21 protein-coding genes are annotated in these 13,710 nt (G+C 60.7%); all 21 read right to left on the reverse strand.

Features of this window, described 5'->3' with window-relative positions; all coding sequences use genetic code 11:
- Window positions 1-93 precede the first annotated feature (93 nt).
- Window positions 94-477 carry a phage tail assembly protein gene (locus EBL_RS14430; RefSeq protein ID WP_002442951.1) on the reverse strand — a complete coding sequence of 128 codons (384 nt, stop codon included), beginning with the start codon at window positions 475-477 and terminating at the stop codon, window positions 94-96.
- Between the two features lie 3 nt (window positions 478-480).
- Complete coding sequence (locus EBL_RS14435; RefSeq protein ID WP_002442949.1) at window positions 481-834, reverse strand: phage tail tube protein; 354 nt, start codon at window positions 832-834, stop codon at window positions 481-483.
- A gap of 9 nt (window positions 835-843) precedes the next feature.
- Complete coding sequence (locus tag EBL_RS14440) at window positions 844-2,322, reverse strand: phage tail sheath subtilisin-like domain-containing protein (protein WP_002442947.1); 1,479 nt, start codon at window positions 2,320-2,322, stop codon at window positions 844-846.
- A 1-nt stretch (window position 2,323) separates the two neighbouring features.
- Entirely contained in the window at window positions 2,324-2,533 is a 210-nt protein-coding gene (locus EBL_RS14445; protein ID WP_002442945.1) for a DUF2635 domain-containing protein, read from the reverse strand.
- A complete protein-coding gene (locus EBL_RS14450; protein WP_002442943.1) occupies window positions 2,533-3,147 on the reverse strand; it encodes a hypothetical protein in 615 nt (204 codons plus the stop codon). Before EBL_RS14450 ends, EBL_RS14445 begins: the two co-directional genes overlap by 1 nt.
- Window positions 3,144-3,686 carry a phage virion morphogenesis protein gene (locus tag EBL_RS14455; protein ID WP_002442942.1) on the reverse strand — a complete coding sequence of 181 codons (543 nt, stop codon included), beginning with the start codon at window positions 3,684-3,686 and terminating at the stop codon, window positions 3,144-3,146. Before EBL_RS14455 ends, EBL_RS14450 begins: the two co-directional genes overlap by 4 nt.
- The gene (locus EBL_RS14460) at window positions 3,686-4,126 is read right to left on the reverse strand and encodes a gp436 family protein (RefSeq protein WP_002442940.1); all 441 of its coding nucleotides are present in this window, start codon (window positions 4,124-4,126) and stop codon (window positions 3,686-3,688) included. Before EBL_RS14460 ends, EBL_RS14455 begins: the two co-directional genes overlap by 1 nt.
- A complete protein-coding gene (locus tag EBL_RS14465; protein ID WP_002442938.1) occupies window positions 4,127-4,573 on the reverse strand; it encodes a hypothetical protein in 447 nt (148 codons plus the stop codon). It lies immediately after the preceding gene.
- Between the two features lie 66 nt (window positions 4,574-4,639).
- Window positions 4,640-5,554, reverse strand: a complete 915-nt coding sequence (locus EBL_RS14470; protein ID WP_002442936.1) for a Mu-like prophage major head subunit gpT family protein — start codon at window positions 5,552-5,554, stop codon at window positions 4,640-4,642.
- A gap of 2 nt (window positions 5,555-5,556) precedes the next feature.
- Window positions 5,557-6,597, reverse strand: coding sequence for a phage protease (locus EBL_RS14475; protein WP_002442929.1), 1,041 nt, complete (start codon window positions 6,595-6,597; stop codon window positions 5,557-5,559).
- Between the two features lie 155 nt (window positions 6,598-6,752).
- The gene (locus EBL_RS14480) at window positions 6,753-7,595 is read right to left on the reverse strand and encodes a phage head morphogenesis protein (protein WP_002442928.1); all 843 of its coding nucleotides are present in this window, start codon (window positions 7,593-7,595) and stop codon (window positions 6,753-6,755) included.
- Entirely contained in the window at window positions 7,588-9,159 is a 1,572-nt protein-coding gene (locus EBL_RS14485) for a DUF935 domain-containing protein (protein ID WP_002442927.1), read from the reverse strand. Before EBL_RS14485 ends, EBL_RS14480 begins: the two co-directional genes overlap by 8 nt.
- Window positions 9,159-10,748 (reverse strand): terminase large subunit domain-containing protein, encoded by a 1,590-nt coding sequence (locus EBL_RS14490; protein ID WP_002442926.1) that lies wholly within the window; start codon window positions 10,746-10,748, stop codon window positions 9,159-9,161. The genes EBL_RS14485 and EBL_RS14490 overlap by 1 nt, the downstream gene beginning before the upstream one ends.
- Entirely contained in the window at window positions 10,745-11,323 is a 579-nt protein-coding gene (locus tag EBL_RS14495) for a DUF3486 family protein (protein ID WP_002442923.1), read from the reverse strand. The genes EBL_RS14490 and EBL_RS14495 overlap by 4 nt, the downstream gene beginning before the upstream one ends.
- Window positions 11,313-11,690, reverse strand: coding sequence for a hypothetical protein (locus EBL_RS14500; protein WP_002442921.1), 378 nt, complete (start codon window positions 11,688-11,690; stop codon window positions 11,313-11,315). The genes EBL_RS14495 and EBL_RS14500 overlap by 11 nt, the downstream gene beginning before the upstream one ends.
- Window positions 11,691-11,692: 2 nt before the next feature.
- Window positions 11,693-11,980, reverse strand: coding sequence for a VpaChn25_0724 family phage protein (locus EBL_RS14505; RefSeq protein ID WP_002442919.1), 288 nt, complete (start codon window positions 11,978-11,980; stop codon window positions 11,693-11,695).
- Between the two features lie 7 nt (window positions 11,981-11,987).
- On the reverse strand, window positions 11,988-12,290 hold the full coding sequence (locus EBL_RS14510) for a DUF2730 domain-containing protein (protein ID WP_002442917.1): 303 nt from the start codon (window positions 12,288-12,290) through the stop codon (window positions 11,988-11,990).
- Window positions 12,271-12,501, reverse strand: coding sequence for a TraR/DksA family transcriptional regulator (locus EBL_RS20105; RefSeq protein WP_002442915.1), 231 nt, complete (start codon window positions 12,499-12,501; stop codon window positions 12,271-12,273). The genes EBL_RS14510 and EBL_RS20105 overlap by 20 nt, the downstream gene beginning before the upstream one ends.
- Window positions 12,498-13,103 carry a hypothetical protein gene (locus EBL_RS14520; RefSeq protein ID WP_002442913.1) on the reverse strand — a complete coding sequence of 202 codons (606 nt, stop codon included), beginning with the start codon at window positions 13,101-13,103 and terminating at the stop codon, window positions 12,498-12,500. Before EBL_RS14520 ends, EBL_RS20105 begins: the two co-directional genes overlap by 4 nt.
- Window positions 13,091-13,495 carry a hypothetical protein gene (locus tag EBL_RS14525; RefSeq protein ID WP_002442912.1) on the reverse strand — a complete coding sequence of 135 codons (405 nt, stop codon included), beginning with the start codon at window positions 13,493-13,495 and terminating at the stop codon, window positions 13,091-13,093. The genes EBL_RS14520 and EBL_RS14525 overlap by 13 nt, the downstream gene beginning before the upstream one ends.
- On the reverse strand, window positions 13,488-13,706 hold the full coding sequence (locus EBL_RS14530; RefSeq protein ID WP_002442910.1) for a hypothetical protein: 219 nt from the start codon (window positions 13,704-13,706) through the stop codon (window positions 13,488-13,490). The genes EBL_RS14525 and EBL_RS14530 overlap by 8 nt, the downstream gene beginning before the upstream one ends.
- Window positions 13,707-13,710: the final 4 nt, after the last annotated feature.

Consider the following 13,710-nt stretch of genomic DNA (forward strand, 5'->3'; position numbering starts at 1 on the left):
TTCCTCAACTGCTCTGTAATGCGCAGCAGGTGCCGGAGAGGCATCTGCTGCAGGTAGTCAACGCTGAAGCGTTGGGAGAGATTGACGATGAGGTTACTGAGCGCCGTCGCCATCGGCATCATCTCGCCCCCGGTCAGCCGTCTCCGTCAGCAGGCCATCGACGTCGCTCGCCCGCGCCGTCAGCATTTCCAGGTCCTCCGGGTGGAAGGCGTACAGCTGCTTGAGGGAGAGAGGGCCGGGAAGCTCACCGACCTGCAGAATTTGGCGTCGCAGTAGCTCAACCCCCATCAGCACCTCAGAGCAGTAGGCTACCGCCTTACCGTTGTCACTGATGACCACGCGCTCCGCCGCCAGCTGCGCGTCAATCACGTCCTTTGAGGTCAGCTCCCGGAAAGTCACCACCCGGTGGCACATCTCGTCATCAGTGCCTTTGCCGGTGATGTAGCCGTGCTTAAGCGTCATTGCCGTCTGTGCCATGCCTTACACCTTCACCAGTTTCTTGCCGATAAAGTTGGCGCTGATGGTGCCTGCGTCTTCATCCAAAGTGGCCGGGTTGTCGGTCGCCGAGCCGGTCATCATGTAGGTCAGGCCGTTATCGCCCTCAAACATCACCGTCACTTCCTCCCAGTTACTGATTTCGATGACGTCCATGTCCTGCGCTGCGGCGATGGTCATCTGGATCGAGGGACCGGCCATCTTGCGCGAGTTGCCCCACACCTTGCCGCCCCCCATGTGCTGCGTGCGGGCGTAGCCGCCGGGGTTGAGGGTAGATTTACCCTCGGTCTTAATCTCGCGCCCGTTGATGCGGATGGACGCCATACCCAGAATGCTCATGTTCACTCCTTAAAGTTTGAACTGGATGAGACCGGCCAGAATGCGCAGCTGGTTTACCAGGTTCGGATGGCAGATGAAGTTCAGGCGGTTCTTGTCGCTGCCGTCGAGATAGACCTCCAGCGTGTCCTTGTAATCGTCAAAGTCCTCAACCAGACCCGCGGGGATCAGCTCCGTCAGCGCGATGTCGAGCAGCTCGGCGCGGGCAATCTTCGGCGTCATCACAGGCTGGCCGGGTTCCAGTAGTTCCAGCACGTCGTCTCCGGCGAGTTTGTAGCGCGGATAGCGGTTGGTGAAGCGGTTCTTGATGACGTAGCGGATGCGGCCCAGCGTTGCCGGGGACTGCACGTCGAGGTAGGACGTATCGGCGTCGCCGAACTGGTTCACGCGGTACATAGTTATCTCACGCTCGATGCAGACGTTGTCGCTCGCATCGACGTAGTGGGTCGCGATGCCGTCGTGCAGCAGCAGGTTGCGCTCCTGCATGTCCCAGCGCACGGTTTTCCCGGGCGGCAGGATGCCGGGCAGGACCAGCGTCTGCAGCGGCCGCGCCGGGTCGTTGGCCAGGTAGTATGCCGCGATGCCGCCGTAGGATGCGGCCCACAGCCAGTGCGGCTGCGGCGCGATGTTGGTGCCGAGGCAGGAGATAAGCCAGTCGTTGCGCGCATCGCCGAACGTACCACTTTCGGCGTGAGTCCCGCGAAACGCGGTCCAGAGCTGCGCCTCAATCATCTTCAGCGGGCCCCAGCGGGTCAGCAGCTCATCGCGGATGGTGTTCAGGCTCTGGGTATCGTTGAACGGGAACACGATATCGGTGTACCAGTCATCGCCCAGAGCGGCCACAACCGCCGCGATATCTGGCGTGCCGGTGCCGCCAGCGAAGGCGGTAATGGCCACCTCCACGCCTGCGGGCGTCTGTTCGCCGGTGTAATAGTTCAGGCGGACGTCCATCGCGTTCGCGGTCGCACCCTTCCAGTTCGCCGTAAGGGTGACGTCCGCAGTAGATTCTGCCTTCAGCGCAGCGGTGACCTGGGTGTCCGGCAGCTTGTTGACGGCGGCTATGACTGACGCAGCGACAGCCTCTGCCGTTGCTTCCGCGCTGACGCCGATCTGGACGGATACGCCGTTAACCAGCAGCGCCAGCGTACCGGCGGTGGTCGCCGGGCCAGTGATCGCCAGCTCAGACTTCGCAGCGGCACCGGCGGTCAGGTCTTCCAGGCCCATCGCCCACAGCTCGGTATAGCTATTGGCCTTGCGCAGGGTCTTCAGCATCCCGGCGAGCATAGAGCCTTTACCGTAGAGCTGGTCTGCAGTGCCGTCGCTGGTAATGCGGTTTTGCGTCAGAACGGCAGCAGTGCCGGTCGCACTCTGCTGGCCGATGACGATGATTTTGCGCGACTGGGCGGGTGCCCCGGACAGCGCCTGTGAGTTATCAATGTCGATGTAGACCAGCGGGACGCGGATATCATCGGGAATGGTGCCGAGAGCCATATTACTTCTCCTTTACCAGGCGGGCCGGGCGGGATTCCGCCAGGGTGTTTTCGGTAGCCGGCTGAATGGTGGTGATAACAACATCGCCCTGCGCCTGGCGGCGCAGCCAGAACGCGGTCACGGTCGTCGTCTCACCGGCTGGTGACAGATGCAGACCGTCGGGCTTGCGGACATTCAGGCCCTCGCGGGCGGGTTTAATGTGCTTTTTCATCAGTCGGATTCTCTTACGTTAATCGTGCCGTCAATGGAGGTGGCTCCGTCATTGACCTGCAGCGTGGCCCCCAGACGGAGGAACTCAGGGAGCGTTGACAGGTCAATCTCATCATCCAGTTTGAACTCCTGCTCCCACGTTACTGCCCACATCGTGAGCCCCAGATCGTTAAGGCCACCGGAGTAGATATTCTCCGCGCTGACGGAGCTGGCCATGCGCTCGGCCTTCATGCCCGCCGCAGAGCCGCGCATCACGATGCGCCGGACCAGCTTCCCGACCAGCACTTCACAGCGTGCGTCGCGCGGATAGCCCCAGGCGTCGGTGGCCATCACATATGCTGCCCAGGTAACGTCTCCTGTGGTGCCGCCTGCATTCGCCCTGACGTTGCGCACGCGAAGCGCCGCCAGACGGATGCAGCCGTCGCGGTCTGACAGATAGGTTTTAACCTCTGCCGGAGTGCTGAACTGGCCGATGTGGCGCTCAATGATGCTGACCCGGTCGGGGGAGAGCTGCTTCTGCTCGCGCAGCAGTTCCGGCTTCAGCCATTCCACGATGTGCCCGGCGGCGGCGATGGTGGAGCCGGTGGTCAGCAGGGTTGGACGTTCGTTACTCACGGTAAAACCTCACTCCAGAAGTCACCGATGACGTGCATCAGCTCTTCGCTGTTTGCGGTGGACAGCCCGAGGAACTCGCGCTGCGGAATGTTCATCATGCGATTATGCGCTCCCACGGACTGCCAGACGGGATGCTTCAGCGCGCGGCCAAACGCCTGATGGACCAGGCGGCTGTGGGCGCTGACCTGAACGCTGCCGCTGAACCCGTCCTGGTGGACGCCGCTGTAGCTGAGCGGCGAACCGACGCGGACGTGGCCGCGCTCAACGACGTACTGAATGCTGTCAAGCAAATCGCCGTTGCCCTGCAGCAGGCCCTGATTGCCGTTGCGGGTTTTGCGGTAGCCCGGCGACCATTCCTCCCAGCGCTCGCCTGCAGGCGAGGTTTTCTCATCAGTAATGCGGCGGCGGGTCTGCGACTCGACAACGGCACCGATACTCTCCAGCAGTTCCTGCTGCAGCGAACTGTCGGAGAGTTTCTCGATGGCCATGCGCATCTGCGCCAGCTTCTCCGCGCCATAGACCTCGACCGCGATACCCATCAGAGAACGCCCTTGAGGTTGTTACGGGTGAACAGGCGCTTGTTGTCAGAGACGACAATCATCCTGCCGTTATCGGTTTCCGGCGCGGGCTCATCCGTGGGCAGGCCGAGGTCGCGGGTGCCGTTCGCCATCTCTTTCAGGGTCTGAATGGCGGCTTCGTAGCGCTTCTGGATCAGGTCGGTGATCTGATTGTCGCGCTCCGACAGCCAGTAAATGGCAATAGATACGGCTACCCGGTGCAGCGGGCGCGGAACGGTGGTGATGTTCAGCGGCAACTGATAGCGCTTCGACAGGAACGAATTGATCTCCGCATCGGCATCGTCGATGGCCGCACCAATCTTCGTCTCGTCGAGCTGGTCAGTTGACTTGTCGATCGCCATATTCCAGACCAGCGAACCGTCCGCAGCCAGCAGCTCATCGCGGGTAACGTATATGCCCATTTACTCAGCCTCCCGGTCCTTCTGCAGTACCGATACCCGCAGATTGGGATCGGACTTCAGACGTGCAGCAACAGACTTACTGATGAAACACTCCGCGACCACGTCGCCCTCCAGCGCATTTGCCGCGTTATCAGCATCGGGATCGTCACTGGCAAAAACGTGGACCGGTTCATGAGGCCACCAGCGACCGCAGCGCCAGAAGCCCTGAGTGGCGACCGCGCGCACCTCAAGCGCTTCAACGTCATCCGTGCCCGGCATCAGCGGATGCTCCGTGGTCACGCCAGCGGAGGACGAATCCAGCGCAGCGTCATTCCCCGGCACTGAGCCTGGCAGTTCAGCTCCCGGCAGGTCAGTCGCATTAACCTGTGCCACTTCCTGCGGTGAAACCGCGCCAGCGTTATCTTTAGCGCTTTGCTTACCCGTTGCTTTTTCTTTCGTTCCACTCACTGTTCCATCCTCTTTTAAGGTGGGTTACAGCAGGCTTAAAGCCCGCTGTAAGGGCCAGGGATTGACTTACGGTGCCGGTGCGGCAGGCGTGGTGATGAACGGCGAGTCCACAATATCTACGTCTTTGTAGTAGATATTGGAGTTGCCGCCATCGACCAGCATGGCGTCGATAACCCGCTTCGCCGGTGCCCGGTTATTCGGCCCCACGACGAGCGTCGTCGGCCGGATGCCCAGCGGGAGACCGTTGTCACGCTTCATGCCCTGCAGCACCTTCACGGCAGCCTCATAGTTGGCGGCATTCAACGGCGCACGTGAGGCGACGGCGGTCTGCCAGAAGCCGAAACCGACGTTGCAGCGGCCGTCCACGCCAAACAGGAACTCGTTTTGCAGGAAGGTGTGCTCGCTGTTGAGGTCGTCAAGCGACTTGAAGTCGAACGCGCGGCGGTCCTGATACAGGATCGGTTTCAGTACCTGGCTTTCATCAATCAGAAACCACGGTTCACCGGCATCGGTGGTCACGTCGCCAACGATATTGCTGTAGGTGCCACCAGCCATAGGATGGTCGGTGTCGAAAAAGTTCTGGCCGTCGAAGCACAGCGTACTGAATCCGGCAACCAGCATCGGGAAGCTCAGGGTGTCCGGGAACTCAGAGACCTGCTTACCGTACGCCTGCGCAATCACGCTGTACTGACCAATCTGGTCGTCTTCGATACTTTCACGCTTGACCCGAATGGAGCTTTCCCAGGTCTTGTTAGTGATGGTGTAGCCCTGCTCAGACAGCCTGACCAACTGGCGCTCGCCGACCCATTCCTTAATGCCAGGCAGTTCAGAGAGCCAGCCATAGGTATTGGACGCTGCGCTGCTGGGCACGACCGTTGCGATGCGCAGGTACTGCGGCGTGACGCCTGCCAGTCCCTTGGTGAATGCAGCGCTCAGCGACGTGGAGAGCGCATGCAGGATTTCTGCGGACGGTTGCGGCATTGTTATTGCTCCTGTTTCGGTTTAGCGGCGAGGTACTCTTCCTGGGTGAGTCCCATGCTGCGGCACATCGCCAGCTCGGTCGGAGTAAGTTCACCCTGGGTCTCAACCTCTTTCGGCTTGGTCGGATCCGAGTTGACGAGCACCGGCGCGGTTTTCATGTAGTCGCTGAACTGCTTGCGGCCTTCTTCGCTGCGGCAGAGGGCCAGGTACATTTCACGGTTGGCCGGGGCAACCTTCCCGCCGGTGATGGCCCCCTCGACCAGGTCCTTTGCGGCCTGTTCGTCAAGCGCCTTAAGCCGACCCTCTGCCGTTTCGGCGCGGTTCAGCGCCAGCTGATGGGTCTCGACGGGAATGAACTTCGTCAGGTCGGGATGTTCGGCGCGGTTCAGCGCCACCTTTTCACTGCTTTTGATGGTCTGGATCGCGGCCACGGCGTCATCAACTGACGCGGCGGCAGCAAGACCCAGTGCCGTTGCAATCTGCAAAGGTACGGTCATGGTGCTCTCCGAGTTAAGGGCGGGTAAAAACAGGTTGGGTTTATTGGTCAGGCCGACGCTGGACAGGCGGGTCACCTGCGCATCGGCGGTATTGAAGAACGCGGGGCTGTAATAGCGGTACTTTTTACCGCGCACCAGCGCTTCGCCGTCGGGCGTCCACTCGATGTGGCCGTCAATGCTGCCATTTTCATTCACGCGCAGGGCATCGACCCAGGCATACGCCGGAGCCTCTTCGCCCTTCGGACCCAGCAGTTCGGTTGAATGCTCCGCATCAAACGGCAGCTTGGGATAGCGAAAGGAGGCGTTAACGACGGCGGCCGGGTCAGCGTTGACCCAGGAGCGCCCATCGCGCCCGGTAAATGCGCCTGCCGGGATCATCGGCAACCACTCCGGCAGCGGTGTGCTGGCATCAGAGATGTCGGGCAGCTCAAAGCAGAGGGCCAGAAGTTCGGGCTGGGTGGTTTTCATTGTGCTGTCCGTCGTCAAAAGTAACTGACGGACAGTGTCTTCGAAGTTGATGATAAAACCGGATTTACCGGTTTCCATCTGTTTGGTGAGGGATGCTACTCAAACGAAGCGGGGAACCACGTTTAAACCCCGTTTAAAAACGCCGTGGCGCGTTTAAAAAATTTTCAGAGCATCATCGTACCACAAAAGCCGCTGAAGTCTCAGAGCGCCGCTGAGGTGTTTTACCGCCTCGTTTACTTACCACTGTCGAACGCTTTCTGCTTGGCCGCCAGCTGCCGCTGCAGTTCGGCCTCCCGACCCGTTCCCGGATTATAGTCCCAGCCTGGGTCGATACCCTCAGGCACCATCTCCTCTTCGCCGGTGCGCCGGTTGAGCCACTTCACCCGTTTAACCGCCGGGGCCTCGGTTCGCACCGGTACGGTCTGACGTACAACGTGCCCGGTTGGCTGGCCGCTGGCGTCGAGCTGCTGCACGTTACGTGTGACGCCATTCTTCTGCAGCTGCTCGTACTCATACTTGCTGACCTGACGTACGCCGCACTTACAGCCCCAGCCGTTGGGGCCGATGTGCGTCTGCCAGAACGGATCGTCAACGGGCAGGCAGAGGTCCGCCCATTTCAGGTGCTCGGCGCGGTGCTCACGGGACGGCCCCAGCGTATAGAGCAGATAGGGCATCGCGCGCCTGGTGCGCTGGATGCGATCCCACTGTCCGGCACTGCGGGCGGTGCGCATGTTAGTATCGTAGATGGTGCGCAGGCGTCGGTCGCTACCCAGCTGTACCGGCTTCGTTTCACCCGTCAGCGGGTCATCCATCAACTTCTGCCCCCACCAACCTCGCTTCACCAGCAGGGGCTTCAGTACCCCCCGGAACTCTGCGAACGACTGGCCGCTGGCCATCGCCTCTTCAACGAGCGCCTTCACGTCAGAGAGCAGGTCGAGCTGCGTCATTTTCGCCACGGTAAACCCGGCGCTGTGCTCCTGCCGCCAGACGTCGCGGTAGTCAAAACCCGGCGTCAGCTTTTTTGACTTCAGCCAGGCCAGCGCCTCCTTCGGGATAATCTCGGGTGCCTTAGCCATCGTTAGCATCCCCCAGCGCCCGCGCCTTAAAGCTCAGTTGCGCCAGCTGCTCGACGAACGCGGACGGCTCCAGCGTCTTCTGCAGGTCCGGCAGGCGCGACAGAAACTCATCGAAGCTCCCGACGCTTTGCGCCAGCTGCAGTACCGGGCTGGTGAATGCCTGCCCGGTCTGCTCCCAGTCGCTGAGCGCCTCGCTGACCATCGCGTCAATCTCGTCGTCCTGGGCGCGGTTGAGCGCCAGCTGCTCGCGGTTGAGCGCCGGGGCCGGGCTGAAGGCTGTAAAGCTGTTTGCCGGCGCGAGGACGTTCGCGTCTTTCTCCGGCTCGGCCAGACCGAACTTGTCCCGGACCTCGGACTCCTGCACGCGCAGACCACGGTCGATAAGCGGGATCAGCGCATCGACAAACGCCTTCAGATCTTCCGGTTCGCTGATAGGTAGCCTGACCAGCGGATAGCGCTCCTGCGGGCCATAGTTGAACTGGATAAACGGCCTGACCAGAAACTCATTGAGCGTGTTCTCCAGCTGACGGGCATCCCATTTGGCGATATCCATGCGCACCCGGTCGTGAACGTCCGCCTGCGCGCGGGAGCTGCCGTCATCGGTTGTCATGGTCTGGCCCAGCACGGCTTTACTGGTCTGCGCATCGCACCACTCGGCCATCTCTTTAAACAGTGCGCCGCCGTTGTTGCGGCTGGCGGTCTCCTGCATCTCCAGCTGCATACTCTGCGGAATGGCGCAGCCCGCATCGGAGGCGATGGAGGCGATGGCGTCTATCAGCGTCTGGATCTGTTCCTGGCTGGCGTTAGCGCCGTACTTGCCGATGACAATCGGAATGCCGAATTTCTCAGCAAAGGCCCACCAGTCCCGGACTGTGAATGACTTCAGCATATACATCACGGCAACCAGCCGCGCCAGACCGTTGCGCAGCGGCAAACCGGACTTGAGGCGCGGGTAGTGCAGCACGTACTTGCCGGGCGAAAGCGGGATGCCGTTGACCGGCTGGTCATCGGTCAGCAGACGAAACTCGCGCAGCGTGTCGCTGTCGGGCTTCAGGAAGCGCGGGTCCACCCACTCGTAATCGTAGGGCATCCAGCCGTCGCGGGTGCTCCAGAGAATTTCACAGACGCCCACGCCCTTGCCCAGGCCGTCAAGCAGGTCAAACAGCAGCTCGGGGATTTGCGGCTGCTCCATCAGATTACGGACGGCATCTGCGAGCATGACATCGCGCTCGTCGTCGCTGGCGGCTTCCACGCTCGGCGTGATGCTGGCCACGGTCAGCTTACGGGTGCGCAGCACGCTGGCGTAGTGCAGATCGCGCTCCTCCATCTCCTCGGCCAGGATGAAGTAGTCGCGTGCGTTACCTTCGGTCACGTTACGCAGAACCCCGGCCAGGCGGGCCGGGGAGAGCGTGCTTGCCACACTGATGCCGGGGGACGGTTGCCTGACGCTGGCGCACCTTGCCCGCGCCTCCGGCTTCGTCATTGCAGCCTCGTTGACGGTGATGGCCTCGTCGGTAGCCGGGTTAAGCAGACTGCGGATTGCGCCGGTGAGTTTTTTTAGCATCAGAGTAGTCCCCGCTGATTTTTCAGTCCACGTGTGATGCGCAGCTGGCGGTGGCCGTCGCTCTGGCGCTGCTGCTGTTTACTGTTGAGGCGGTGCAGCTCGTAGCGCTGGCAGTCCTCCTTGCTGGCCAGAAATGCCAGGAAAATCGCATAAGCGCTGTCGCCGTGTCGCTTGTGGCCATCGCTGCCGGTTGTCTCCCGGTCATCAATACCCGGCACTCCGCGCAGGATCACAATCTGCCCGAGGTCGGCGATTACGTCCTCGTGCTTCGGGAGCACCAGTTCGTCATCTTCGAACGCTGCCTTAAATCTGGGCATGTTCTCGCGGTAATGCCCGACGGAGGGCATAACAACTTCGACCTCAGCGCCGTATTTTTCCGCCGCCTGTTCGGCCAGGTAGTTACCGTTCCCCCGGCCATCGAGCTTGATACCGTCCCGTCGCGGGAGCCGGTCGCAGATAAAAAACAGCGCCTGCTCCTGCTGCTTGTATGGAACGTTGGCCAGCTCCACCAGAAACGGCACCGTGCGGGTGGTATCGTCGTTAACGGTCATGGGCGCAAAGACTGTCAGATGGCCCGACCGCGCGAAGTCCTCGCCAAGGCAGTGGCGCAGGTTCGGTGGAAGCCGGTTCAGCTCGGGGAGAGCCGTCTGCTCAAGCCACTCCTGCATATCCAGCGCCCGCATTCCCTCAGGCATGGCGTTGTAGTCAGCCGTGCCGGTGAAGCGCAGAACGGGGCCGCCACCGCGCGCCGCGCGCTCGCGAATGGAACGTGCCAGATAGGTGCCGCCGCCGTTCTTCGGCTCACAGTAGTATTCTTCGCGGGCATCTTCTTCGGTGGCGGTATCGCTGAGCAGGTTAGCCAGCCACTCGGCCTCAGCCGCCGGTGACCATTCTTTCCGGGTCACCTGGCAGATACGGCGATAGAGGCCCTCGCTGATAGCCAGCTCGATATCAATACGGTGAACGGAGTAGCGTTTTTTACCCGCGCGACTGTCGGTGATGATGGTGTTGAACAGATTTTCGATGCCGTTGTGGGTCGAGATAAGGCGGACCTTCGACCCCCACATGGTGAGCGCCAGAGCTGCCTTGAGCACTGCGGCCAGGTCCTTCTGGAATGCGGACTCGTCGATAATAACGTTGCCCTGCATACCGCGCAGGTTCGACGGGTTACTGGACAGTGCCTTGATTTTGAAGCCGCTGGCGAACTGGATGACATAGACCAGAATATCCTTGTCTTCGTCCTGCAGGACCTCCTCGCCGATACCGGATGCCGCCCAGTCGTAGGCTTTGGCCCACATCGCGCAGGCGTCGATAAACTCGCGCGCCATGTCTTTTGTGGTGCCGACATAGAAGGTGTCGCAGCCACCGGCGCTGGCGGACATTGAGCCGTTCAGGGCAGCATCCGCCGCCTCTGCCCAGGTCAGTCCGGTACGGCGGGATTTCTCGGCGATTTTGAGCTGGGATGTGTCGGCTATCCAGCGGCGCTGATACGGCAGCAGAACCTGGTCTGCATCGAACTCCCCAGACAGGATCGCCGTCGCCGACTGGTTACGCAGCTGCTCCTGCGCTGACAGGCTCCCGGTCATCATGCAATCCCCAGAATCTGGCGACGGATATCAGCGGCGGTTTCCGCAGACAGCCCGGCCTGTTTTGTAATTTTCTCCGCCTGCGCGGCGGCTTCTTCAGCGAACGCCTGGCGGATTTCTTTCTCACGCTTGTGGCTGGCCATAGCAGCGGCTTCGAGACGCTGGGCGACCAGGGCAAGCTGGCCGAGCGCCTTCGGTTCAACGGTCTTCTCGCTTTCGGCCATCGACATCGAGGTCTCAAAGGCGAGGGTTTTGACAAACTCCAGCAGCAGCTTTCCGACGTCGGACGTTGGGGCAGAGCCGAGCTTAGCAGCCCAGATTTCGGCCATCTCTCGCGAGGCACGGATTTTGGCGCCGAACTCCTCCATACGGCTTGCATAACGGTTCAGCCCGGTGCGGCTGAGCTTCATCTCCTCAGGGAGATTGTGACCGTCGATAAGCTCGTTGATGGCCTCGCGGATCTCTTCCTGGGTATGGCGCTTCTCGCGCAGCATCTGATGGAGCTGGTCGCGAACGCCATCAGGCAGCAGGTCGATTTTGGACGGACGGCCTCGGGTCGGTTTTTGTTCAGTGGGCATGCGATGTTTTCTCCCGTATTGCCATCAACTCATTAACTTCGTCAATAGCATCCATGTAGGTAAAAACATTGCTCCATTCAGGTGCTGCGCCTGTCACCGCCTCGTAAATAGCGCTGAGTGTCTCTTCAGCAGCATCGCGTTCAACAATAAGCTGCATTTCGGAGCGGTCCATGCGGGCGATATCCTGAACGGCTTTTTCACTCGCAGCGCAAAGCGATTCGATGATGACAGCTGAATGCAATAAGGCGTCGGAGGAAAGCAGGATTTCACCCCCTTCCCGAAGCTGAGCAAGCCGCGCGAGGCGACGAAGGTGCTCAGACTGTTTGCGGCAGGAGATAAGCATATCGGGGATAGTTTTTGCAGTCATGGCTACCCCCTCGCGCGGGGCTTTTTAACCCCCGGAACCGTAGCAAGACCGCTGGCGACGTCATCGCCACGACCGGTAACACTGGCAACATAGCAGCCGGATACGTCCGTCAGCGTCACAAGCCCTTGCTCTTTCAGCCAGGCCAGATGCGTGCGCACGGTGTCCCGTGAGACCCGGTGCCCATAGGTCTGCAGGCAGGTCTGCAGAATGGACTCGTTCGCACTGTCGCCACACTCGATGAGAGATCGCAGAATGACCAGGCGCTGGTCCTGGTCGAGAATGTCACGCATAGTCACCTCATTTTTCCTTAAGTTCGTTTTCAAGAAGCAGATCGCTGATACGTGATATCTGGCGAATTGAGGGTGTCAGCTCTCGAAGTTCGCCGCGCAAATCGCGCATCTCCAGCTGCAGCTGATGCAGGTCTTTTTGGTTAGGTAGCCCGGCGATGGTGCTTTCCATTCCCTGCAGGCGCGTGCGCAGCAGCTCCAGTTCCTCGCGCTTGACGTAGGTTTTGGCCAGCAGCAGCTGAATGACGTTCACCCCGGACATAAACAGCGCCCAGATGATGGCCCAGTTACCCTTAATGACCTCCCAGTCCATGCTTCCTCCTGTGCTCTCTGATGGCCTGGCAGGTAACGCAGGTCACTGCATCAGGAAGTGCCTGAAGCCGGGCTGCAGGAATTGGTTGTTCACAGTCGTTACAAAATCCGTAACTTTCCGGCAGCTCTTTAACGCGCCTTAAATGCTTGTTTAAGAGCCGCTCCCGCTCTTCCATTTCAAGGTCGCTGGCGCGATCAAACGCTTTAGTCATTTCGGCATCACCACCTTGTGTTTGCTGGATTTGCTGTAGCGGGCGAAGCCGTCCAGCGTCCTGAACCCCAGATACCCCAGCGCGGGCGTGGCCAGCATCAGGGCAATATCCCAGTCCGGCTCCGGCATCGTGAAGGGATGCCCGAACGCCCCGGCGGCGGCTCCGATTTGCTGCCCCAGCGACATCAGCATCACGTAGGCGATGCTGCTGTAAAGAGAGAGGCGGGCCATCAGTGGCCGGGTCTGGCGGACATATTCATCCGTGGCGTTGTCGCCGTTGCGAATGGTCTCCTGCTGCTCATGCTGCGCTGACTGCTGGTCCGCCAGCTGTGCCTTATCCCGCTCAAGCTGAAACTGCTGCAGCTGAACCTTCAGGCTCTCCAGCTGCACGAGCTGTTCCGGCGGAAGCTGGGCGAGCTTCTGCTCAAGAACGCGCTGCTGGTCGGCGGGGTTGATGGCGCTGTTGACGGTTTCGACGATGCTGGCGACGGAGTCTGCAGCCGTCGCCGTGTCCTTACCAAAGAGGCCACCGATGGTTCGGACCAGAGACGGGCCTGCTTTCAGCAGGGCTGATGCGATGGTTGACAACGTTATCGGGTCCATTTAAGCGGCTCCCTGTGAGAAACCCAGAGATAAACCAGCGCGCCGGAAAGCATGCCAGCGGGGCCGAGAAAGATGGCGGGCAGCGTGTTAGCGAATATCGGCGCAACTGCCAGCAGCAGTGCGCCGATTGCCCACACCACCCATGACACTAGCCCTGACCATCTCCCTGTCGTGGGACCCGGTTGTAACAGGCGATATGGCAGATTCCCCAGGCCGACGCTGATACTGATCAGTAACGTACCGGAGAACGCCAGCCACCAGACCGCAAACGCATGTCGGCCAGAGAACCAGCACAGCAAGAGCGACACCGTAACCAGGATGATAATCGTCCATCCTGAGCGGAGGGCCTGAAGCAGTGCCAGCTGCCACCCGGCAGTAAAAGCGTTAATCATTATGTTTTTCCTTATATCGCTGGCACTGCCAGACGATGTCTCTGATATCGACGGAGTCCCATCCCCGGCGGTAATAGCTGGCGTGGGTGCCGTCGTGGCCTGTGTAGTCAAGAGGAACCGGCGGCGGACCACCGGCAACGCGGTGAAGCACTTCCTGCCGGAGCCGGTCGCGCCGCCCCGCACGCATACTGCCGTCCCAGCCTTTGCCCATATCG

Origin of the sequence: Shimwellia blattae DSM 4481 = NBRC 105725, from assembly GCF_000262305.1 — a bacterium.
Lineage (GTDB): Bacteria > Pseudomonadota > Gammaproteobacteria > Enterobacterales > Enterobacteriaceae > Shimwellia > Shimwellia blattae.

Bases quoted from the DNA above. Each gene is read 5' to 3' on its own strand.
- EBL_RS14430 (WP_002442951.1), bottom strand. From the start codon at position 477: ATGGCACAGACGGCAATGACGCTTAAGCACGGCTACATCACCGGCAAA.
- EBL_RS14435 (WP_002442949.1), bottom strand. From the start codon at position 834: ATGAGCATTCTGGGTATGGCGTCCATCCGCATCAACGGGCGCGAGATT.
- EBL_RS14440 (WP_002442947.1), bottom strand. From the start codon at position 2,322: ATGGCTCTCGGCACCATTCCCGATGATATCCGCGTCCCGCTGGTCTAC.
- EBL_RS14445 (WP_002442945.1), bottom strand. From the start codon at position 2,533: ATGAAAAAGCACATTAAACCCGCCCGCGAGGGCCTGAATGTCCGCAAG.
- EBL_RS14455 (WP_002442942.1), bottom strand. From the start codon at position 3,686: ATGGGTATCGCGGTCGAGGTCTATGGCGCGGAGAAGCTGGCGCAGATG.
- EBL_RS14460 (WP_002442940.1), bottom strand. From the start codon at position 4,126: ATGGGCATATACGTTACCCGCGATGAGCTGCTGGCTGCGGACGGTTCG.
- EBL_RS14470 (WP_002442936.1), bottom strand. From the start codon at position 5,554: ATGCCGCAACCGTCCGCAGAAATCCTGCATGCGCTCTCCACGTCGCTG.
- EBL_RS14475 (WP_002442929.1), bottom strand. From the start codon at position 6,597: ATGGAAACCGGTAAATCCGGTTTTATCATCAACTTCGAAGACACTGTC.
- EBL_RS14480 (WP_002442928.1), bottom strand. From the start codon at position 7,595: ATGGCTAAGGCACCCGAGATTATCCCGAAGGAGGCGCTGGCCTGGCTG.
- EBL_RS14485 (WP_002442927.1), bottom strand. From the start codon at position 9,159: ATGCTAAAAAAACTCACCGGCGCAATCCGCAGTCTGCTTAACCCGGCT.
- EBL_RS14490 (WP_002442926.1), bottom strand. From the start codon at position 10,748: ATGATGACCGGGAGCCTGTCAGCGCAGGAGCAGCTGCGTAACCAGTCG.
- EBL_RS14495 (WP_002442923.1), bottom strand. From the start codon at position 11,323: ATGCCCACTGAACAAAAACCGACCCGAGGCCGTCCGTCCAAAATCGAC.
- EBL_RS14500 (WP_002442921.1), bottom strand. From the start codon at position 11,690: ATGACTGCAAAAACTATCCCCGATATGCTTATCTCCTGCCGCAAACAG.
- EBL_RS14505 (WP_002442919.1), bottom strand. From the start codon at position 11,980: ATGCGTGACATTCTCGACCAGGACCAGCGCCTGGTCATTCTGCGATCT.
- EBL_RS14510 (WP_002442917.1), bottom strand. From the start codon at position 12,290: ATGGACTGGGAGGTCATTAAGGGTAACTGGGCCATCATCTGGGCGCTG.
- EBL_RS20105 (WP_002442915.1), bottom strand. From the start codon at position 12,501: ATGACTAAAGCGTTTGATCGCGCCAGCGACCTTGAAATGGAAGAGCGG.
- EBL_RS14520 (WP_002442913.1), bottom strand. From the start codon at position 13,103: ATGGACCCGATAACGTTGTCAACCATCGCATCAGCCCTGCTGAAAGCA.
- EBL_RS14525 (WP_002442912.1), bottom strand. From the start codon at position 13,495: ATGATTAACGCTTTTACTGCCGGGTGGCAGCTGGCACTGCTTCAGGCC.
- EBL_RS14530 (WP_002442910.1), bottom strand. From the start codon at position 13,706: ATGGGCAAAGGCTGGGACGGCAGTATGCGTGCGGGGCGGCGCGACCGG.